Origin of the sequence: Vibrio sp. 10N.286.49.E11 (genome assembly GCF_041469505.1) — a bacterium.
GTDB classification, from domain to species: domain Bacteria; phylum Pseudomonadota; class Gammaproteobacteria; order Enterobacterales; family Vibrionaceae; genus Vibrio; species Vibrio crassostreae_C.
In genome coordinates this window covers 105,993-128,761 of the sequence record NZ_JBFRKQ010000004.1, presented here as the reverse complement: position 1 = coordinate 128,761, position 22,769 = coordinate 105,993, and the positions used below count along the sequence as shown (strand labels likewise).

15 protein-coding genes and 1 pseudogene are annotated in these 22,769 nt (G+C 44.1%); 11 read left to right on the top strand and 5 right to left on the bottom strand.

Annotated features, from left to right (window positions below):
* Positions 1-85 precede the first annotated feature (85 nt).
* On the top strand, positions 86-664 hold the full coding sequence (locus AB4167_RS01180; RefSeq protein ID WP_017067975.1) for a hypothetical protein: 579 nt from the start codon (positions 86-88) through the stop codon (positions 662-664).
* Between the two features lie 103 nt (positions 665-767).
* Here AB4167_RS01180 and AB4167_RS01175 read toward each other — a convergent pair whose 3' ends face one another.
* Positions 768-1,160: a cystatin domain-containing protein gene (locus AB4167_RS01175; protein ID WP_017059983.1), complete on the bottom strand. Its 393-nt coding sequence runs from the start codon at positions 1,158-1,160 to the stop codon at positions 768-770.
* A gap of 668 nt (positions 1,161-1,828) precedes the next feature.
* Here AB4167_RS01175 and AB4167_RS01170 point away from each other — a divergent pair.
* Positions 1,829-3,058, top strand: a complete 1,230-nt coding sequence (locus tag AB4167_RS01170) for an acyl-homoserine-lactone synthase (protein WP_372102756.1) — start codon at positions 1,829-1,831, stop codon at positions 3,056-3,058.
* Positions 3,051-5,660, top strand: coding sequence for a response regulator (locus tag AB4167_RS01165; RefSeq protein ID WP_372135994.1), 2,610 nt, complete (start codon positions 3,051-3,053; stop codon positions 5,658-5,660). The genes AB4167_RS01170 and AB4167_RS01165 overlap by 8 nt, the downstream gene beginning before the upstream one ends.
* 122 nt (positions 5,661-5,782) lie before the next feature.
* Here the strand turns inward: AB4167_RS01165 and AB4167_RS01160 are convergent, their stop codons facing one another.
* Both AB4167_RS01160 and kduD read right to left on the bottom strand, forming a co-directional pair.
* Positions 5,783-6,421: an RpiB/LacA/LacB family sugar-phosphate isomerase gene (locus tag AB4167_RS01160; protein ID WP_372135993.1), complete on the bottom strand. Its 639-nt coding sequence runs from the start codon at positions 6,419-6,421 to the stop codon at positions 5,783-5,785.
* A 53-nt stretch (positions 6,422-6,474) separates the two neighbouring features.
* Positions 6,475-7,236 (bottom strand): 2-dehydro-3-deoxy-D-gluconate 5-dehydrogenase KduD, encoded by a 762-nt coding sequence (gene kduD, locus AB4167_RS01155; protein WP_372135992.1) that lies wholly within the window; start codon positions 7,234-7,236, stop codon positions 6,475-6,477.
* A gap of 317 nt (positions 7,237-7,553) precedes the next feature.
* On the opposite strand from kduD, the gene AB4167_RS01150 reads away from it, so the two are divergent.
* Together AB4167_RS01150 and AB4167_RS01145 are read left to right on the top strand one after the other, a co-directional pair.
* A complete protein-coding gene (locus tag AB4167_RS01150) occupies positions 7,554-8,885 on the top strand; it encodes an MFS transporter (protein WP_017067925.1) in 1,332 nt (443 codons plus the stop codon).
* Positions 8,886-9,028: 143 nt separating this feature from the next.
* On the top strand, positions 9,029-9,910 hold the full coding sequence (locus AB4167_RS01145) for a DMT family transporter (protein WP_229647398.1): 882 nt from the start codon (positions 9,029-9,031) through the stop codon (positions 9,908-9,910).
* Here AB4167_RS01145 and AB4167_RS01140 read toward each other — a convergent pair.
* Positions 9,879-11,087 carry a GGDEF domain-containing protein gene (locus tag AB4167_RS01140; protein ID WP_372135991.1) on the bottom strand — a complete coding sequence of 403 codons (1,209 nt, stop codon included), beginning with the start codon at positions 11,085-11,087 and terminating at the stop codon, positions 9,879-9,881. The two genes, AB4167_RS01145 and AB4167_RS01140, sit on opposite strands and share 32 nt — an antisense overlap.
* A gap of 319 nt (positions 11,088-11,406) precedes the next feature.
* On the opposite strand from AB4167_RS01140, the gene AB4167_RS01135 reads away from it, so the two are divergent.
* The 3 genes and pseudogenes from AB4167_RS01135 (at position 11,407) to AB4167_RS01125 (ending at position 15,411) form a co-directional block, all read left to right on the top strand.
* On the top strand, positions 11,407-12,195 hold the full coding sequence (locus AB4167_RS01135; protein ID WP_017059991.1) for a phytanoyl-CoA dioxygenase family protein: 789 nt from the start codon (positions 11,407-11,409) through the stop codon (positions 12,193-12,195).
* Positions 12,196-12,215: 20 nt separating this feature from the next.
* A complete protein-coding gene (locus tag AB4167_RS01130) occupies positions 12,216-13,205 on the top strand; it encodes a zinc-dependent alcohol dehydrogenase family protein (RefSeq protein ID WP_017059992.1) in 990 nt (329 codons plus the stop codon).
* Positions 13,206-13,506: 301 nt separating this feature from the next.
* A pseudogene (locus AB4167_RS01125) lies at positions 13,507-15,411 on the top strand (bifunctional metallophosphatase/5'-nucleotidase).
* Between the two features lie 255 nt (positions 15,412-15,666).
* Here the strand turns inward: AB4167_RS01125 and AB4167_RS01120 are convergent.
* Positions 15,667-17,823: an AAA family ATPase gene (locus AB4167_RS01120; RefSeq protein WP_136981754.1), complete on the bottom strand. Its 2,157-nt coding sequence runs from the start codon at positions 17,821-17,823 to the stop codon at positions 15,667-15,669.
* Positions 17,824-18,318: 495 nt separating this feature from the next.
* Between AB4167_RS01120 and AB4167_RS01115 the strand changes: the two genes are divergently transcribed.
* The 3 genes from AB4167_RS01115 to AB4167_RS01105 are packed head-to-tail and all read left to right on the top strand — an operon-like array spanning position 18,319 to position 22,708.
* Complete coding sequence (locus AB4167_RS01115) at positions 18,319-19,032, top strand: ABC transporter ATP-binding protein (RefSeq protein WP_136981753.1); 714 nt, start codon at positions 18,319-18,321, stop codon at positions 19,030-19,032.
* A gap of 8 nt (positions 19,033-19,040) precedes the next feature.
* Positions 19,041-21,575, top strand: coding sequence for an ABC transporter permease (locus tag AB4167_RS01110; RefSeq protein WP_372136016.1), 2,535 nt, complete (start codon positions 19,041-19,043; stop codon positions 21,573-21,575).
* Positions 21,575-22,708, top strand: coding sequence for a lipocalin-like domain-containing protein (locus AB4167_RS01105; protein ID WP_136981752.1), 1,134 nt, complete (start codon positions 21,575-21,577; stop codon positions 22,706-22,708). Before AB4167_RS01110 ends, AB4167_RS01105 begins: the two co-directional genes overlap by 1 nt.
* The last annotated feature ends 61 nt before the right edge of the window (positions 22,709-22,769 follow it).

Below are 22,769 nucleotides of genomic sequence, written 5' to 3'. Positions count from 1 at the left end.
GTTCCACACCACGGTTAACCGAACAACTTCTGTTTAAGCTAACTGTATACATATTTGTTCAGATTCCTATTTGTTGAGAGTGCCTATGACTTCAATACCTACACACCTACAAGATGCAAAAACACTGTTATCAGAGAATGGTTTCGCGACGGGTGATACTTGGTATCACGGCACATCTTCAGCTTTATTGGCTTCGATTCAAGGCCAAGGTTTAAAACGTTCTGGAGACAAAGCGCTCAACGAAGCAGCTTCAAAAACTATGGCAACCATCGGCAACAACTACACCGAATCGGTTGAGCCAGTGTTTCTCACCCAGAGCAAAGAACTGGCATATTACTGGGCTCAACAAACCGTTCGTGAGCGAGGCGTTCGCTTCGAAGGTGAAGAACAGCCTATCGTATTAGCGGTAAACTTATCTGAAAAGCAACGTGCCAAAGTAAGACCGGACGTAGGAGCAATGAGTCTATTGATGATGAGTGTGGGCGAGCAATTCATGTCTCACCTCACTGAAATTTATCAAGCCAATAACATTGCAGGCCCCGACATCGAGCTTCGCACTGCTGATCGCATGGACTACCTCAATAAACTCGGTATGGCCTACATTGATGAAGACATCAGCCGTGCTTGTGTTCAGGAGTTAGCTGAGCCCGAGTTGGCCGACTGAAAACGTTCAACAAATCAGTCTTCTTAAAAACAAAAATGGCTCCCAACACGGAGCCATTTTTATTTGCTATCAGCCTATCTCACAAGACACTGGCACATCTAGATTATGAGCACAGAAGACCTTTCTGTGCAGGTTGCGTCATTTCGATGTCACCTTGTAGAGAACGGTAAACGATGGTGTTCCACACTTCACCATTATCCATTTCAAACTCAATAGCGTAATTCAAACCCGCGACAACCTGAGTTCGAACACTCAAGATCTGCTTGAGATCAGCTGAAGTGTTCATTTGGCTAAGAACTGCGTTTAAAGCTTGCTTGGCTTCTGGTGTTATCTCACTTTTCGACCAACCACCCGTCAGGTTTTTAGTGCTGCAGATGGGGTTCGCATTCTCTTGCGGTTGAGTTGGTACCTCTGATTTCTGACTACACCCAGCTAACGCCACGACACTAAACAAGGTTGCTGTTCCAAGTAATGATGTTAATCGTACGTTCTTCATAAATTCTCTCTACCTCAATCATTTACGAGGGATTACTCGCAATAATGTTTCATATGCAGGCAAGCTTAAACCTCGAATGTCATCACTTCATCAGAGATTATGGTGTAACTACTCTATAAACACAGGAGATTGTCAGGAAAACAAGACGAGCACTGGAGCTCTGCTTTTATCCACCTGATATTTAAATCATTAAAATGAATAGCGAGAGAATAAGCGAGTAATAATACAGACATAATTAATCAGATAATTACATACTTCACACCAAAAACATTCCTATCACGATTAATAAGATGAGCTCATCTTGATGTGGATTATGATATTGGTTCAAAAAATAGATATTTGAAATTATTTTATAAATCCAAAAGTTTATGCTCGACTTAATCATGTCTGATTTTAAAACTGTGATCCAACCCTACAAGTTGTTGATAATAATGTATTTTGTTCATCTTTGAATTCATTCAAATATGGAAAATCTTTATTGTTGAGGGTGAGTGCAAGTAGTAAAATCTCGCCCGATTATGCAACTTACTTCTCACACCATGGACACAAGTAAAGTTACGATTGGCTCTCTCAAAGTAACGTAACTTCAAACACATACCTAAAATCAGTGTCCTATAGATAGTGCAGATCAAATAAAAATAATTATATAAACCTAGGCTAGGTTAAACATGAAATTAACGTCGTCTTTAGGCTCACTGTTGGCTAGCAGTCTGTCTATCGAAATAAAACAGCGAGCGCTGATAGAGCTCGTCATCAGCACTTATCAGCCACATGAGCGCACTGAGCTTTTTCAAAGCGTGACTGAATATCGTAGAAGCCAATTAGAATTGCTTTTCCCAGAGCATCAAAACAAAAGCTACTCTGTATTGTTTGAGGTGATGGACTACCGCGATCTGATTCTGCGCTATCCAAATACACTATCTGCAGAGATTGCTCTTCTAGAGCAGGCTGTAGGGCAGTGCTATATGCATTGGCTAGATTTCTGGTGTGAGTGTGAAATTGCTGCGATCAAAGCAAAATCTCCATTAAATCCAAGCTCCATTTCTCATGTCGACCTCCCTATCAATGACAGTGCTTATTACGGTGCGATCATCGAACAGATAGAACATGAGCCACTTTTGGTACAAACACCGAGTCACCCACAAGGAATGTCAATCAGCGATGCCATTGCTTTAAGCAATCTCGAGGTGTTCATCAAGGGCGAGAAATGGTTTGAGATGCTGCCTTTATTACACCTTTCTCAGGCAGGTAAGCATTTTATTCTGCTCAAGCATCCAGTCGATGAAGCCTTTCCAACACTGGTTTCCTCTGCGCTGATTCAAGACTGGTCTAAGAATGACACTTGGCTAAGTTACGCACCGCCGTTCAGCAATGAGCAATGGCAATACTGTTTACCCAATTACGGCTACGATGAACTCGCAGGGTTACAACTTTTCACACCGCCTACACTGTCAAAATGTTACTCTCTCCCAGAATTTGACCAACAATTCCAGTTACAATTGTCCGACAAATATGCCCTGTGTGAGGTGTTACGTCTGACAGTAAGTGGCAATACCCAACAAAAGCTCTATTTCCTCTACCTTTCTCAAAAAGAGCTGATGAGTGTGTTACACCAAATAGGCTATAAGATTGGCTTCACTATTATCGAGCAACCTTTCATGCTTCAGTTTTATCAAACCATTGATTCCAATGCATACTTCCATTCTGGATATTGCGAATTAAATGACGATGGCACGACAATTTATCGTGGATTCTGGAATTTTGAGATGATGGTAAAAGCGTTCAATAATGTCGATTTTCGAAGCTACAAACGCGCAGTGCGAGAAAGCAGAAAGTCATTAGAAAAGTCGCGCTCGGCAGGAAAAACTAGCTCGGTGAAAAAGGATGAACATGTTTGATTTCGGCCTAGAGGCGATCATCTATGCAAAAGCAATCACACTGCTTGCAACCGTGGCTGTGGTTGTCATGTGGTTGTTCTATTACTGCTATCGCCTGAAACAGAAGAACGAAGTGATCGCAGGGACACACCATGCCCCTTACATCGCGTATTCGATCTGCATTGTTGCGTGGATCAGCAGTAACGCTTATTTCCATACCGACTTATTACCGGAACTTGGGGCCTCGGCCGCCGTGTTCGCCGCAAAGTTTGCCAACCTCGCCTCGTTCTTTGCGTTTGCCTTTGCCTATTACTTCTCGTGCAAACTCGCCGCTGAACAACGTAATGGTAAGGTTCATGTGTGGCAGCAAGCCATTTTCGTCACCCTGACCGTCTACTCCTTCTTTATCAATTTAAGTCCGGGGTTAACCGTTGAACACGTCACCATTGCAGGCCCAAGCCAGTTCGTGATTGAGTTTGGCCCGCATACGCCGTACTTCTTTATTGGGATGATTAGCTTTGTAGTGCTAACACTACTCAACCTGGTGGCCATGCGCGCCAACAGCAGCAAGCTTACCTTAGCCAAAACCAACTATATGATCGCCGGCATTTTAGTCTTCATGCTGTCTACTGCGACGATCCACCTAGGCATGACCTACTTCTTGCGTGATTTCTCGCTCACTTGGCTGCCACCAGCTTTGTCGATAAGTGAAATGTTGTTCGTTGGCTATGCCCTGCTGACCTCGCGCTTCTACAGCGTGAAATACCTGGCGTACATGAGCCTAAATGCGATGTTGGTTTGTGCTATTTTGGTGATCCCTTTTGGCGCGATATTTATCCCGCTGACAGATGACAGTCAATGGCTCGTTGCTATCCCAATCTGTGCGATTATCGGCATCACTTGGCATGTTCTCTACAAACGCGTAAGCCACTACGCCTCCTTCTTTATCTACGGAAACAAGAAAACGCCAGTACAACAGATCCTCGCGCTAGAAGAGGATTTCAAGCTTTCAATTGATGATGCAATGCGTCGTTTGGGTAGCCTACTGCAAATTCCAGAAGATAAGCTACGTCTAGTTAACAGCAACTACAACGAAACCTTCTACGAAGATTATCTGTCTACTAACAAGTCCGTTTTAGTGTTCGATGAGTTGTCTCAGGAGCTTGATTACACCGCACCAGCCAAGCGCTCAATCAAAGCCCTGTATGACAAAATGAGCTCCAACGATACCGCTTTGGTGATGCCTCTATTCGGCCAGGGGAAATCGGTCACGCACTTGTTAGTATCGTCACACAAGAGCAACGATAAGATGTTCTCTAACGAAGAGATCTCTGCACTGCAAACCTTGTTAACTCGTGTACAAAGCACCATTGAAGCCGATAGACGCATTCGCCAAAGTCGCGCGCTTGCTAATTCTATCGCACACGAAATGCGTAACCCGCTGGCTCAAGTGCAGCTGCATTTTGAGGTGTTAAAACAGCACATTGATAACCAAGCCCCAGCTAAACAAATCCTAAAGGATATTGAGAATGGCCAAGCGGCGATTCAACGCGGGCGACAACTGATTGATATCATCCTGCGCGAAGTCAGTGACAGTACGCCTGAACACGGCCCTGTGGCCATGACCTCTATCCACAAAGCCGTAGATCAAGCCGTAAGCCACTATGGTTTTGAGAATGAAAAGATCATTGAACGCATTCGTTTACCACAACACGCTGATTTTGTAGCAAAGCTCAATGAAACCTTATTCAATTTCGTTATTTTCAACCTGATACGTAATGCAATCTATTACTTTGATTCTTATCCAGAAAGCCAAATTGAGATCAGCACCAACACAGGGCCTTACGAGAACGTTCTGATATTCCGAGATACCGGCCCTGGCATTGACGAAGCCATTGCACATAAGATCTTTGATGACTTCTTCTCTTACCAAAAAAGCGGTGGTAGCGGCCTAGGGCTTGGCTATTGCCAACGTGTGATGCGTTCATTTGGCGGCCGAGTTGAGTGCCACTCTAAACTTGGGGAGTTTACTGAGTTCCACCTGTACTTCCCGGTAGTACCCAATGCACCCAAAGCAGACGCACTTCGTACGCCTTACTTCAATGATTGGAAAAGTAATCAAACCACAACTGAAAACAAACCCAACGCAGAAGTTAAGCCAGATAACCAAGCGGAAACGCAAAGTTCAGAGCCAACAAGTACGCTAACCCCAGAGAACCATTTGGCTCCAACCGTGCTTATCGTCGATGATAAAGAAGTGCAACGCACGCTTGTTCAGATGTACCTGAGTCGACTTGGCGTAAATAGCTTACAAGCTAAAAACGGCGAGAATGCCGTCGAGCTGTTCAAAACACACAAGGTCGATTTGATCTTAATGGACGTACAAATGCCGATAATGAATGGTTTTGACGCAAGCCAAATTATCAAGGCACGCTCTCCTCAAACGCCAATCATTGCTTTGTCTGGCGAATCAGGACAACACGAGTTAGATATGATCAGCAAACTGATGGATGGTCGCCTAGAGAAGCCAACCTCTTTGAAGGCACTGCAACACGTACTGAACAACTGGCTAGAGAAAGGCTGTGCCTCGAATGCTTCCAAAGAAACCGAAGATGAAGAGTAAATTCAGGAAAACACGAATCGCCATTTTTCCAGTTGATTACTGTCTGCCTCACAACTTTCCTTTAATTATTCATCAAAAAGCCAGCCGAACAAGGCTGGCTCTATCAGAACTAAACGCTCTAATTAATCTAAAAGTGAACGAACATAATCAGCGATTTCTTGGTTTTGGCAATGCTCAAAGAAGCATTGTTGGAAACGTTCGCTGCCAACCGCTGTTTTCACTAGATCTTGGTCGATGGCTCTCAGAGAATCAATAAAGTTATCTTTTACCACCGCCGCTTTCACTTCATTCAAAATTGCTGCATTACGTTGCTGTGGTTCTGCACGCTCTAGTGGATACCCATTACCACGCTCGCCTGTGAACGCTTTTTCAAAGATATAACGAATGTTGAGTTCACCTGCCCAGCCAAAGCCTTTAGCAAAAGCGAGAGCGAGAGCATTACCGTTGTTAATTTGGTTAAACAAGAAAGCATCTGATGGCTCTAGGCAGTAACCACAAACCACCCCCGGATGCAGGTTCAGTGACATCAAAGCACCTTGGCCAGTGCCACATCCTGTCACAACAAAGTCAACAGCCTTTGAGTTAATCAGAATGCTCGCCATAATACCTAGATGAATATACGTTAAGTGGTGATCGTTCTCGTCTGTCATTCCTAGGTTGAAGACATCGTGACCAAAACCACCAGCAACTAACTCTAGTTCAGCTGATACCATAGCATTTTTGCCTGCTTGACTGTTTTCCATCATTAAAGCGATTTTCATTTATCTTCTCCTGCAAGATTGCTGCAAACTCAAAATTTAGAATAAAAAACTAATTAGCGTGCTAACCAACCACCGTCAACAGCAATGGTATAGCCATTAATGTAATCCGATGCTGATGATGCTAAGAACACACAAGGACCTGCGATATCTTGCGGTTTACCCCAACGTTCAGCCGGAATACGCTCAAGAATCGCTTGATTACGCTCAGCATCTTCACGCAGAGCTTGAGTATTGTTCGTTTCCATATAACCGGGGGCTATCGCATTCACGTTGATATTATCGCGCGCCCATTCGTTCGCCATCGCACGTGTCACGCCCATCACAGCACTTTTTGAAGCCGTATAAGAAGGAACTCGAATGCCACCTTGGAATGAGAGCATCGATGCAATGTTAATGATCTTTCCGCCAGTACCTTGAGCCTTAAACTGCTTTGCAACAGCCTGAGACATAAAGAACACTGTCTTGGTGTTCACGTTCATTACGTCATCCCAATCTTGCTCTGAGAACTCAATAGCATCTTGGCGGCGAATAATTCCTGCATTGTTCACGAGAATGTCGACTTGGCCAAACTCAGCCAAAGTGCGCTCTATAACCCCTGGAATGCACGCTTGATCGAGAAGATCAGCACTCACGTTTAAGAACGAATGGCCTGCTGCACTCATTTTTTTAATAGTCTCTTCAGGTTCTGTTCGGTTAACACCGACAACCATACAACCAGCTTCCGCTAGGCCTAATGCTATGCCTTGCCCAAGACCCGTATTGCAGCCAGTCACTATCGCTACTTTACCTTCCAGACTGAATGACTCTAAGATCATGCTCGCTTCCTCAATTACATTGGATTCATTGCGTATCGTTATTACCAATAATTAAATCATACAATAAGATGTAAATACGAGAGCGACGTTGTAGAAGTTCGATCTTGCACCAAAATCAGTCGAACAAGTGAAACGGCACCACAAACTAAATGAATAGGGGAAAGTGATTTGAAGACGAGAAACCTATAACCCACTATGAACAATGAGTTCGAAGATCACCCAAACCAGATATTTTAGGGATTTGGCAACAATTCCATGATTTAAAAGAGTAAAAGGGTTATACATAATAATGTGTTATCTAAATTACTGAAATTATCATGACGCTCAAAGAGATCCTTAAAATTCCCAATGTCCGCTACTTCTTGATGTTTAGAAGCAGCTACTTTGCGCGTTTTTACTACCCTATATTCACACTACTTTATTTAGATTACGGGTTAACCCTGTCTCAATTCGCGATGCTCAATGTAGTTTGGGCGGCCACCATTGTGCTTGCTGAAGTACCGTCGGGTGCATTCGCCGATACCTTAGGCCGCAAGAAACTGGTGGTGCTGTCTTCGATTGTGATGTTTGTTGAGATCGCAATGATCGCCTTAGTGCCAACCGGAAACCCCGACTTGGTGTTCATAGTCTTTCTGATTAACCGGATTCTCAGTGGCTTAGCGATGGCACTGGCCAGCGGCGCCGACGAGGCATTGGCTTACGACACCTTAAAAGAACAAGGTAATGAAGAGTTGTGGCCGCGAGTGCTGCAAATCCAGCTTCGTGTCGCCTCAACGGTCGGTATCTTTGTCACGCTGATTGGTGCGGCGATGTACGACGTGAACTTTATGACGAACATCTTTCATTTCCTTGGACTAGCCGAACCAGAAAGCACTAAAGACCTGATGCGTATTCCTGTGTTCGCCACCCTATTTGTAGCGATGATCGCCATCTATGCCGCGATTAATATGCGCGAAGAGAAAAAGGTGATGCCAAGCGACCAAACCAAATTGGCAACCACCATCTCAAGTCTTAAATTGACGATCGATGCGGGTAAATGGGTATTCGCTACACCTTACGTGCTGTTCATCTTGCTCTACTACAGCCTATTCGAACACACCTCACGCATGTTCCTAACCATGAACAGCCAATACTATCTGGCGATTGATATTCCAATTATCTACTTTGGTTTTATTGGTGCGGGTATAAGTTTGCTTAAGATTATATTGGCAGGACAAAGCCGAAGATTAGCAGAGAGTATTGAGCCTAAAACCTTCATTGTGGTCATGGGTTTAGCAAGCATGGCGACTTATTACTGGATCAGTTTAGGTTGGTCGATTTACGGGGTCATTCCGGCGTTGGTGTTAATCTTTATCATCATGACGATGAACATTTTCATCAGCTACCACCTGAATAAAAAGACCGAATCGCACAACCGAGCCACCGTTCTTAGTTTCAAAGGTTTAATGTTTAACCTCGGATACGGGCTGATCGGGATCTTGTACGCTTACTACTATAAGTTGGTGTCTCAGGGCTTCACCGAACAAGAAATAGAACAGAACCTTGCCTTCTTGGCCTCACTGTCTTCGTTTTTCTATTACTTCACCTTACTGTTCATTTCGATCAGCGCGCTGTTCTATTTCAAAAACAAGAAACAGCCGATCTTCTGAAGAAAGCATCGAACTGTTGAAGATATCTCTACTGCCGAATAGAGAATAAAGGTGAGCCTGTGGCTATAAACAGATAATGACACTTCTTATCAAGTGATTTTTTGTTAGTATCACCACCAAATTACATAACACATGGACGCGTCATGTCTTTTAGTTGGATAGCCTTTACTCTCCTTGCCGCCTTTAGCCAATCTTGGCGCAATGCCTTTCAAAGTAAATTAAGTGGCACCATGAGCGTGGCTGGCGTAACGTTAGCGCGATTTATTTGGGCTAGCCCTATCGCCCTTATTTACCTCTGCGCCCTCTATCAATGGCAGCCCGTATCCGCACCGGATTTTTCGGGTGAGTTTGTTTTCTATATTGTTGCTGCCGCCATCATGCAGATCCTCGCGACCGGCTTAATGGTGATGCTGTTCAAGCTCGAAAACTATGCGATAGGCGCAGGCTTAGCCAAGTGTGAAGCCCCCGTATCTGCTGTGCTATCCGTATTGTTTTTTGGTACTGCTTTGACACTAACAGGTTGGGTCGGCGTACTTATTGGTACTTTAGGCGTGCTAATCATGAGTAGCGCTTCTGGCTGGCGAAGCTTGTCCCCGAAAGTGTTCTTATTAGGTATGGCGTGTAGCACCGCCTTTGCTTTAACGTCTCTTTGGGTACGGGAAGCAAGTTTGAGCATAGGGTTGCCCTTCCCTCATAGCGCTGCTTGGGTGCTGTTCCTCGTCATTTCCCTTCAGACAGTGATTATCTGTACGTATCTATTTTTCAGAGAACGCGACACGCTGCGCCTGATATTCAAGAAGTCGAAACTGGTCGTAATGACAAGCCTAGCGAGTGTTATCGGTTCTCTGGGTTGGTTTAGCGCAATGTCACTTCAAGCCGTTCCGTACGTAAAGACGCTTGGGCAAGTCGAAGTGATCTTCATGGTGTTGATATCCTACTTCTGGTTAGGACAAAGCATCGCACGCAAAGACATTCTTGCACTCATCTTACTCTCTATTGCAGCGGTATTGGTGATGTGGCAGTGACGATCTCGTTAATATGACTAGGACAAATTGAAGTCATATTGCGACCGTTTGTTTTCGCTTGATATAACGCTTTGTCGGCTCGAGTAATAAACCCATCCCAATTCTCATGTGGGTGAAGCTGAGCGACACCGAAACTCGACGTCAGAAACATCTCATTCCCTTGTACGGCTGAGATCTCTGAAATAGATAATCGCAGCTTACAAGCAATAGCCTGTGCTTGTAGGAAATTAACATTGGGCAATAAAATCATTATCTCGTCTCCGCCAAAACGAAACGCACTGGCTGTTGGCGATGTTTTGATTGCACTTTGAACCATTTCAGCAAAAGACTTGATCACGAGATCACCCACAATGTGTCCGTGTTGGTCATTGATCGACTTAAAGTTATCAATATCCATCATAATGGCACTAACAGGTGCAGTCCCCGCCTGCTTCATGATAACTGGAACCATCTCATCTAATGCTCTGCGGTTTCCCAGTACCGTTAGAGGATCGCTGTAGGACAGCTCGTGAATAGAACTAAGCAACCTTGCGTTAATCAGCCAAAGCATTGTAAAGCTCATCGACACAATAAGAACGATGCTCACTAAAAAGGCAAGTTGATGAATGAGAGTGGCCGCCATGAAATCCTGGAGCTCAGCGGAAAATAGTGTCACCACAACTCGAAAAACCATAAACCCGCCATATATCGTAAATGACAAGGCCATCATCCGAATACCTAGAGTCAAGTCATCACGCCGGCCCTTTAATACCGCAAAGGCAGTGCAAAGAGTCACAAAAGCCAGATATAAACTAATGAGGATAATTCGAGCCTTTATGGAAGGCTCATAGAACGTGAAGTAAATAAAACATGTCAAAAGAGCCAACATCATTAGACTACTGAGGTAGGTGCATTTGAGAGAGTATTCTCGAAACAGACATAAGCTATACAAGGCGAGATGAAAACCAAGCGCAATGACCATATTGGCACCAATAACGGTGACCCAATCAGGGAACTCCCCTCTTAGGCTCAACATCAACGGCCCAGTTCCGATAACAAATATTGAAATGGAAAAGATTGAAAGCCCTTTAATGGACTGTTGAGTGAATTGGAATAACAACAAGCCAATACAGTAAATGAAAGAGAACAAAATAATAATAAAATTAAGTGTTCTCATATCCAGCGAAAAACCATCCATGATTTTCTATCTTCCATACGCAACCAAATTTCAACATGGTCAATAATCATGCAAACCACAAAAACATTCACCATGTGAATCTTTTTATTTTATAAAAAAAGGGGGTAGATCACATATGCGGAGATTTTTATCGCATGAGTCCATGATATGGATAGGCATGTAACACTCGCCCCCATAGAGTTTTATCGCATCACTGAATCTACAGGCTTCTGCACTCGTTACTTGGTTGAATGACGACTGTCTGGCATTATGCGCCCAAGAAATCTCTAGGGCTGTTGACCTTAGTTATTATACAGCAAAGAATGAACGAAGGTAGTCAGTGGTAGAAAACAGCCAACAATTAAGTGACCGTTACGACGAACATGGTTACTTTGTTATCAGAAATTATTTCAATGAAGCTCAAATTGCATCGCTTAGAAAAGTCGTGCTGAAATTTCATGAATCATGGAAAGCAGACAACGAAGAATTCTATAAAGAAGAAGCATTTAACTCGTCTTTAATTACGGGAAGCGAGTATTTGCCTGCCGACGATAGAAGCGTGCTTTTCGACTTCATAAGCTCGAAACAAGTGATGGATGTGGTTGATGCGGTGATTCCGAACAAGCCGGCATTCATGAATACACAGCTGTTCTTCAACCCAGTAAACCCGCAGCAAAAAGACTTCTGGCATCGTGACTGTCAATACGACTACGACATTGATGACCAGATGAAAGTCATCATGGAAACCCAAGTATTGCATCTGCGAGTGCCCCTTTTTGATGAGCCCGGCATGGAACTTATCCCCGGCACGCACAAACGTTGGGATAACGAAGAAGAGTACAATGTTCGCCAAGAAGAAAACGGCAAAGTGAGCAGCGATGACATCTCTGGTGGTAAGCAGATACCGTTAGCCGCAGGTGACTTATTGGTGTTTTCAGCGGATATGATCCACCGAGGCCGATATGGCTTGGATCGTTTGGCTTTGGATATTTTGATCTTCGATTCGGCGGCAGACTATGTCGACTACGTTGATGACGACTGTTTACCGACGCCAGCTATGTTAAGCAATATTAGCGACCCAAGGTTGTTTATGAACACGCTACACTTAAAATCAATGCAGTACTCATAATCCATAAAGGTGCCCAAACTATGACTGACACTAAGCAAAATACCCGAATTAGCCAGTTCCGTTTCGGTCAGCCAAAAGAATCTCTCAAGTTAGAACATGTCGCTTTAGGGGTACTAGACAAAGATAAAGTTCGCGTACAAATTGAAGCGACTAACATCAACCCTAGTGATCTGTTGTCGATTTATGGTGTGGGCCAATACAAACATAGCCATCAGCCGCCGAGAGTACCGGGATTTGAAGCGGTAGGAAGGATTGTAGAATCCAGCAGTGCTGAGTTTATAGTGAATCAACGAGTGCTTGTGGCAACCAGTGGAACATGGCAGAACTATGTCGATGTATCACCAGATGATCTGTTCCAAATTCCTCAACATTTAGACAATGGCTACGCCTGTCAGTTGTACATTAATGCGCTAACCGCATGGGTGCTAACGACAGAAATAGCCAAGCTGACCCAAGAGGATGTGTTGATCATCAACGCGGGCAGTTCAGCCATCGGTAAGATCTTCTCCCAGTTATCAGCATCACTCGGCTTCAACATCATTGTCGTTACATCACAGCAGACACAATACCCTGCCACTTCCTGTTGGGTGATAGATGCGAACGCTGATCTAGTTTCTCAAATTAAGGCATTAGGCTTGCCTATGCCAACCGTTGCCTTTGATGCGATTGGCGGCTCACCCGGAACCGATCTTGTTCACACCCTTGGCAACAACGGGCGCTTTATCAACTATGGGACGCTGTCGTTGGATTTTTACGAGCCACGCTTCTTTGAGTACGCGAAAAACCAACACATCGATTTCAGCACCTTCTTCTTGCGTTATTGGGAGGAAGCAGAAGGTAAAGATGTTCGCCGTGATAAGTTCACGACCATGCTAGATCACTTCATCACAAACGACATTCAGCTCGACGTTGACCGCTATCTACCATTCGATGAAGTGCAAACCGCGATTGATCTCATTGAATCGAAAACCACACGCCTAGAGGGCAAGATCATCTTACTGCCACAGTAAGTGAGAGTTGGACGATATATACCTTGTTTATTTCAACAGGCAAGACGTTCAACAGCTTACAAGCGTGCTTGTTAATACACCATCGCTTAGGAAGTTTGATTAAAGAAATCGAAGATTGAAAAGATAGCGAAGAGTTGTGGTGCATTTCTCCATAACTTAAGTGGTTACGAGATGGTCATGAATCACATTTATTTGAAACATCAATTAGTTATATCAGTAGAAATATGATACTGATCACCCATAAGATAACCTCGATTCTATATGGTAGCGTCATACTTAAAACCACGATGTGAACATACTTATGAAAAGACACATACTATCAAGCGCCATCCTACTCTCTCTAGCCTTTCCCACCTTTGCAGCTGATGGCGATATACACGATGTCACGATACTGGGTACTTCAGATATCCACGGTCATTTTATGGCGTGGGATTACGCGGCAGATAAACTCAACACTCATGGTAGCTTGAGCCAAATCGCGACCAAAGTTGGTGAGATCCGCAAAGAGCAATCTAACATTATCCTTGTCGATGCTGGCGATACCATCCAAGGCAACTTCGTAGAAACCTTCAAAGACGAGCCCGTTGATCCAATGATGCTTGGCTTTAATCACATGAAATACGATGTGTGGGTTTTAGGTAACCACGAATTCGACTTTGGCCTCAAAACCCTCAACAGGGCCGTTACCCAATTTAAAGGGCAGTCTCTCGGTGGCAACATCAAGAACAAAAACGGAAACCCATTCCTGCCTGGTTACACCATCCTAGAACGCGGTAGCATTAAGATCGGCGTGATCGGAATGGATACCCCAATGACGGAGGTCTTTGCGCAAGGTACCAACCGTTTAGAAGGCGTCACTTTCACTAATCCAACCTTGGAAGTGAAGAAAATCGTCAAAGAGATTGATGATAAAGTGGATGCCATCATATTGGTTGCCCATATGGGAATTGAGAACGAGAATGACATTGCCGACACCGGTGTCACCGACATTGCCAATGCAAACCCAGAGCTTGATGCCATCGTCGCTGGCCACATGCACACTCGCATCGATAAAGCCGTTGTAAATGGCGTTATTATTACTGAACCCGACAGATATGGCCGCGCCCTATCTCGTATCGATCTTCAATTTGAAGAGCGCGATGGCACATTCACTCTCGTCAACAAAGACAGCTTCACCTATAAAATTAAAGGTATCGACTCTGATGAGAATATGGACGAGTTATACCAGCCTTACCACAAACAACTCCGAGAAATGGCGAACAGACCTGTCGCTCAACTTACCGGCGTTGATTTAGTCCCAGAAAACGAAATCCGCGGTATCCCTCAAGTCCATGTTCAAGACACAGGCATCAGTGCGCTATTCCAAGAAGCGAGCTTCTTCTATGCACCCAAAGCCAATGTCATTGCACTTCAAATAGACAACGACAATGCAGAGCTCGATGTTGGCCCAATCAAAGCCAAAGACATCGCGTACAACTACCAATACGCAGGTGGCGAAATCACTGTCTATCAGATGACAGGCAAAGAGCTGAGAACCTACATGGAATGATCTGCAGGCTACTTCAACTCAGTACAACCTGGCGATGTGACCTACAGCTTTAACCCTGAACGTAGAGCTTCAAAATATTCGACCAATGACTTCTTCGCGGGCGTGGCTTATATCATCGACCTTACTCAGCCTGCAGGTACCCGCATCACCAACCTCGCGTTTGCTGATGGCACACCGGTTACTGATCAAACAGAGATCCGTATTGGTATGAATAGCTATCGAATGGGTCATCTAACCAAGAAAGGCGGCGTGCTAGAAGGTGAATCATTCCCTGTACTCTTTGATACGGAAGCAGAGTATGGAGAAGAAGCAGGCACGATTCGTAACATGACTATCAAGTATCTTAAAGAAGAAAAGAACGGCCAGTATGAGGGTAAGCCTCAACAACGATGGGCACTTTCTGGTTTAGAGAGTCGTTACAATGAACAGCGAGAGATCGTAAAGTCATTGATTAACGATGAAACTATATCAATCCCGACCAGTGACGATGGCCGCTACACAAACATCGCTTCTATCAACGTAAAAGAACTGATGTTCAAATCTGACGAAGCCAAACAAACAGCCATAACCACACGCGAAAAGAAACTGGCGCAGGCGACTGAGCAAGAGAGTAAGCAAATCAAACGCGAAATCACTCTGATCAAAGCGCTCAATTAAGCCTGACCTCAAACCAATAACGACTTAACGACGCTTAGAGCGTGGTTAGGTCGTTGTCGTTCCCATCTTCCAACATTACATCTGTACTGAGTAAAACGGTTGATATTGGATGAATGAGCCACAAAGGCTAATTCATAGTTGGACAGTTCAGTGATAGCGATTTTACTAAATTAGTAATTCGAAAATTACTTTATGTATTGAAAATCGCTTAATTCATTGTCTATTTTCGATTGTTAAGATCACTATTTAATGTATCTATATCTGAGACATTTTCTGATGGTGTTCAGGGTAACCCGTGATTTCGAATAGTAACCTTAAACCTTCTCTAAACGCCCCATAATCAAACTCTTTAAAATCAATAATATTCTGACCAAGTGAGTGTGATTCTCGGTTTATATATCGAATGAAAGCTTGATACTTCACGTCTTGAAGCTCTTGTTTTTGCATTACGTTACTCAAGTCTGATTTCTGCACAAAGTTGAAGAAGTATTCAACTACGTTCCTCATACAGTTTGCAACCAAAGCAGCAGGCTGATCCTTGTCATTAATAACAGACCAGTAAGATTGATAGTCATTCTGTACTTCTTCATACTTCATCGTTGCAATCGTTGTACCTTTCGTATTTTTAGATAACCGATACAGAGATTGGTTTTCTTTTCTTCGCTTGTGATTTGAATCAACAAGTTCATAAAAGAAGTACAGACTATGCGTGAGAACAAAAACTTGCTCAGCCCCATTACCATTGAAGAAATCGTTTTTAATTAGTTGTCCGATATTGTAAACAAAGATATGAGACAAGCTTGAAACTGGATCGTCAATTACCGCAATCTTTTTAACGTGTGCCTCATCAGCCGTTTGTTTACCTTTAAACAATTCTCGGAAGTACAAAAAGCTAATAATCATCTTTTCGCCCTCAGATAACGACAAGAAGATAGGTCCCTCTGTTCCTGTCCTTACAAGGCGATATAGGTCATCTTCATGCTTCTCAATATGAAAATCAGTAATACCAATATCAGTCAGCCCCTTATTGATATTTTCAATAGATTCTTCAATGTTAATTGTATCTTTTTGCTTCTCTGTTCGTTCAACTTCGAGAGTGGTAATCTCTACATCAACAGCTTTCTTGTCTTCTATTAACTTGGTCGTTTTCCCGCTGTAATCCGCTTTACTTGCTTCATAAGTCTTTATCGTCTGATCGTGTTCCCAACGAATGATTTTCCAAAACTCGTCTTTAATGCGTTTCAATTCTTGCGCTGAATTCGAAATTTTTTGGTTGTGGATACCAATGCTGGCATTCACTGCATCTACATGTTTATTAAATGAGGTAACATGGTCGCAAAGCTCTTCAAACTCGACTTTCAGGCTTGGAGTTTGCTCTTTTTGCTGAACTTTGAGTAAATTAGACTTTAATATTCCAGCAATTGACGCATAAGACTCTGTCATTTCAGCAAGGGAATCGGCAGAAAAAGGCGATGTCTTGTAGGTGTCTAAATCAGCAAGAGAATCAACTATCTTTTGGTATTTGGTAAGTATTTTGCCTATGTTCTGCTTACTTTCTTCATATGTCTCATCAAAGTAGCCTTTGATCTGTGCGATTAACTCAGGCGTTATCGTCTTAGACTGGCAGAACGGACAAGTTTCATCTTCAATCTCATCAAGGTACTGCAAACCATGACTAACCCAATCAGAATTTTTCAATTGATTAATCAGTTTTGCGATTGGGCTATCTTCATTACCAATCACTATTTCTTTGAGTAGTTCTAATTCCTCTGGCAAAAGCTTTGACAATGAAATCTTAGGTAAGACGGTGTAAGTAGTGGCTTTATCACCATCAATTGCAGCAACTTCCTCTTTAAGCTGTTCAATCGTTTTAATTGGTTTAACCGCTGGCAAAGGGACAGAAACAAGATGATTGAACAGAACTGTTTTGTTCCCCATTAACCGATCAAGGCAAAATTTCAGAACGCGATCACCACCAGAGTAGTTCGTCTTTATTTCCCAGGCCTTTTTTTCTGCCGTATCTGTTGCTTTCTTCAAAGCTTCACTTTCTTTGTTAATATCAGCTTGGTAGTTCTTGCTTTTTTCACTCAGTTGATCGATATCTTTCCCAAGCTGCTCTACCTTTTCCTTGGCTTCTTTGTTCTCTTTGGATAGGCTGAAAATACCATTAATAGAATCTTTGGAATAAAAATTATCTCGAATAAATTTCTGATTATAAACAAGAACCTTACATCCATCGTTTGTGTTAGAACAGTCTTTGTATTTAGAGTTGTCTGGTGCATAAAAGTAGTTGGAGAATGTACTTTTACCAGTACCATTTAAGCCATAAATGATGTTTACTTTTTTATCTGTGTTGAGAGTTGTAGCATTTTGATAACTTGCTACGTTACTAAGGTTTATTTGTGTAATCATATACTGCCTATACCAACTGGAAATTGAACTTATTAGTTATGCTGATTTGAAATAGCCATTGAAGTGCCACCAATATCATATCTTCTTTTAGAATGAGAAAAAGTATGTCAAATCACGGCTCGGCAAGACGATGGATTAATTAGGTGTAACCTAAAAAGAGGCAAAAAAAGCTACCAAAACAACACCAACCCACCCCGCTTTCATAAAGAAAACCTTTAACACGTTAAACCATGATTTATTGCACTTAAACGTGGTCACGAACCGTCTGACGATAAATTCGAAAGCCTCTGAGGTGGCTCAAAACTCCCACCACCAACTGTATTCTCCCTCACACTGATCTATTTCCCTCTTTTCGCAGTACAAGTTATTAATAATTCGATATAAATCGCTCTATTGTTTGAGATTTTTGTCTACAGTTTATAGAGCTTGTAGCTTCGGTAATTGCCACAAGTAACGACACCTTTTGATGGTTAGTTTTGGTTATAAGGAAAGGAAATGGAAAGCCCAATTGTCACACTCACACATGCCAACAAAAGCTTTGTTGATGGTAAAGACACTCATAGCGTGTTGGACAATGTCGATTTCGCTTTGGCGACAAGCGCAAGCGTGGCTTTGACAGGGGCGAGTGGCAGCGGAAAAAGTACTCTGCTGAATATCATTGCGGGGTTTGAACCTCTATCTGGTGGCGAATTATCTAGTGGTGAGTTGTGGCTCGATGGCGAGAACACATCAGATTGGAAAGATCCACAGTGGAGCCGATTCCGCCATCAAAAACTAGGCGTGATCTTTCAACAGTTCAACTTACTAACCCCACTCAACGTAAAACAAAACATCGCCTTCCCGCTCCATTTGAATCAACAAAAATGGAGCGACTGGTGCGATTATTTAGTTGATGCATTGGGCATCAGCGAGCTACTCGAAAGACATGTATCCGCACTCTCTGGCGGTCAGCAACAACGAGTCGCAATAGCGCGCGCGCTAGCCCATAAACCCAAACTATTGCTTGCCGACGAACCCACAGGCAACCTCGACCACAAAGCAGGGTTAGAGGTTATGAAGCTGCTGAGTGAAATCACCACACAAGGCAACACTGCCGTGCTTTTGGTTACGCACAGCCCAGAATGTGCCAGCTTTATGCAGACAAAATTGGTGTTAGATGATGGTTGTTTAAGGAACGTAGATCTAACCCCAAGAGCAGCAGCGTTGTGAGTAATCCAATGAAGCAAACTGGCTTCGCTCAGAACCAGCTCACCCATACCAAACTGACTCTGAATCTATTTGCGGCGCACTATCGTCAGTCACCATTGCAAGCCGCAGCGATTCTAATCGGTATTGTGCTTGCGGTCACCTTGTTTGTCGCGGTGCAAGCGATCAACCTCAATGCCAAGCGCAGTTATGCAGAATCGACCGAGCAACTTAGCGCTCAAGCGCAGAACCTGATCATTCCACCAGCAGGGCAAAACTATTTGCCGGAATCGCTCTACTTCAGCTTAAGACAAAGTGGATTAAGCGCGGCGCTGCCTGTAATTGAAGGGCGAGTAAGAGACGAACAAGGCCGACGCTGGTCAGTTCAAGGCAGTGAGCTAATCGCCGCCCTCACTTCAAGAGCTCGCCACGCTCGCATCGACGAAAAAAGCAATACTCAAGCCAAAGAGCCAAACATTTCCCTGTTCGACAATGCCTTACCTTTGCCGCAACTCTTAGCGGGTGAACCCATTGTGATGATGAGCCAATCTCAGCACCAGAGTTTGGACGAAGTGGACACGCTCACTTTGGATGAAGTACTCACCAAGGTTGTGGTACTGCCAGATGAATGGCAACTGGGTAGCCGAATGTTGATGGACATTGGATTCGCTCAGCAACTGCTTAACAAGCAAGGGCAACTGAGCTATATCGCTATTTTTGACACCAAGAGCGACACTAACAGCAATACTCAGGATAAGTCGCGAAGCCTTATCGGCAAACAGGGACAATGGATTTCCAACAACAAAAGCACGGATCTCGGTTCAATTACCGATAGCTTTCACCTCAATCTCACCGCCATGAGTCTGTTGGCGTTTTTGGTTGGCCTATTCATCGCTTACAATGGTGTGAAGTACAGTTTACTGAAGCGTAATCGGCTATTGGTGCAAATTCAACAAGCCGGCATTGCGCCAAGCATCGTGTTTTCAGCTCTGTTAGTCGAGCTGACTCTTTTAGTCACACTAGGCGCGTCGCTTGGTTTCATTCTCGGCATCCAACTCAGCCATTGGCTGCATCCAACCGTCGCGATAACACTTGAGCAACTTTATGGTGCAACACTGCTTCCCGGTACATGGCAGTGGCAATGGTTAGTGCAGGCACTGCTACTCACGCTGGCCGCAACGCTTGTCGCTTGTTGGCAACACTTTAAACAGCGGGTGCGACAACCCCTCTCTTCCCATGGCGGTTTCTATCAAGCGCCGGAAACGTCTAACGAAAATCAGCTGTTTGTTATCGGGTCAGTATTAACTATTCTCGCGTTAGCAGGTTTATGGATGAGCGAACATCATCGCTTCACCATGGCATGGCTCGGTGTGTTAGTGGTATCGATTCCTTTGTACCTGCCCAAAACGCTAAGCGTGCTAGCGAACTGGAGCGAAAAACGCACCCAATCGGGGTTAATACAATATCTGTTTGCTGAGCTACGTGAACTTATTTCCCCTCTCTCCCTTGCCATGATGGCGTTGCTTCTCGCTGTCACCGCCAATATCGGAATGAATACCTTAGTCGGCAGCTTTGAATCCACGTTAAAGCAATGGCTTGAACAGCGCTTACATGCCGATATTTACGTTAGCCCTGCCCAAGGTGAAATCGCGAATGTCGAACGTGCGTTAGAGCAGTTTGAAAATGTTGAAACCGTTTATAAGCAATATTATGTCGATGATAACTTGCAGGGCTTACCTACTTTGCTCGGCACCAAAGACAAAGACACACTTGAGCAAACCATGGTATTTCAATCCCACCTTGATGATTTCTGGACGCGCTTTTACCAAGGTGAATTCGTGGCGATCAGCGAACCTACGGCAGTGAAGCTCGGCTTGTCCCTTGGAAGCCGACTAAAGCTCGACGCGATCCAAGAAAAAACACTCATCGTCGGGGCGATTTTCCATGATTACGGCTCACCGAATGGCGAAGTGTTGCTTGCACCTAATTTATGGCTCGAAAGCGGGTTTACTGACTTACCCACCAGCTTGGGAATCAAAGTATCTGGCGACCCACAAGTGGTGTACGAACAGCTACGCCAACAACTCAATTTGCACCCTAGCCAGCTTTACGATCAAGCACAGATCAAATCGATCGCTTTAGATATCTTCTCACAAACCTTTGCTATCACTCGGGCGCTTAATGGCGTCACTTTAATGGTGGCGGTGATTGGGTTGTTCTGCGCCTGTTTCATGTTGCTCGATGCACGCAAAGCCGCCATTGCAAGGTTGTACGCGCTCGGTGTTAGTCAGAAAAAATTGATGGCGATGGTGGTCGGGCAAATCGTTGTTCTGGTCGCCTTCACTCTGGTTATCGCCTTACCACTCGGCGCTATGGTCGGTTATGTGTTGACGGACATCGTTACCCTGCGCGCCTTTGGTTGGAGTTTAAATTACGTATGGAATTGGAGTGATGCACTCAGCATCGCAACCATCACCATTTTAGTGGCTGTGATTGCGACCTTAATCCCACTGTGGCGTTTGGTCAGTAAACCCGTGGTATCCAGCTTGCAAAGTGAGGTGTTGTGATGAATCGATCAATGAGAGTTTTCGTTCTCACACTTGGCATCTTACTCCTTTTAGGGTGTGAGGAGTCCACTCAACCATCAGCTCAAAATATGGGTTCGATACTCGGTACTGAAACACAAACCGAGAATGAAACGGCAATCGATCAAGCGCAATTTTCTCCGGTAGTAAAAGGTATCGACATCACTTTCCCTGCCGACCATCAAGCGCACCCTGATTTTCGTCATGAATGGTGGTATTTAACCGCAAACTTGATTGATGAAAAAGGCAATACGTTAGGCGTGCAATGGACACAGTTTCGCTTTGCGGCTGCACCACAGGAACGTAGCAATAGAACCAAGGAAACTACGTGGCAAAGTCAGCAGATCTACATGGCACACAGCGCTGTCACCACTAAAGACAAACACTACGCCGATGAAAAGTGGTCACGTAACCAAGCAGAACTGGCAGGAGTAAGCGCTTCACCATTTCGTGTCTATCTTGATGACTGGCAATGGACGTCGACGACCGATGACCTGTTCCCAGCTACATTGGTCGCTAACTCGGGTCAATTTGGATACTCGCTTAAGTTAACCAACAACGCGCCTTATCAAAAGCAAGGCGAACAAGGCTACAGCACTAAAAGTAGCGATGGCAAAGTGGCTTCCTATTACTACAGCCAACCATTCATCGATGTATCGGGCGAAGTAACCATTGATGGCATCACGCATCAGGTGTCTGGTAAAGGTTGGATAGACAGAGAGTGGAGCTCGCAGTTTTTACTCGACTCGCAACAAGGTTGGGATTGGTTTGCGCTAAGGCTGAGTGATGAAACCAGCTTGGTGGTATTTCAACTTCGAAACTCAACTACAGGCAAAGCCAGCTATTCTCATGCGAGGTTGATGAATCAAGATGGCTCCGGCATCGCGATTAAGCAGCAAGACATCAGCTTAACCGCCATCAAGCAAACTAAAATCGACGGGCGTGACTACCCAACAGAGTGGCAAGTTTCGATTCCAAGCCAGCAAATAGAACTGACCGTCTCGGCACTCAATCCAAATGCCAAAATGCCGCTGTCGGTTCCTTATTGGGAAGGGCCAATTGAAATCAAAGGTTCTCATTCTGGGTCTGGCTATATGGAATTGACTGGGTATTAAGTCCTGTATTAATAAAGGTGAAATCTGACAACAAATACATCCGTTCTGTTAGGAACAACAA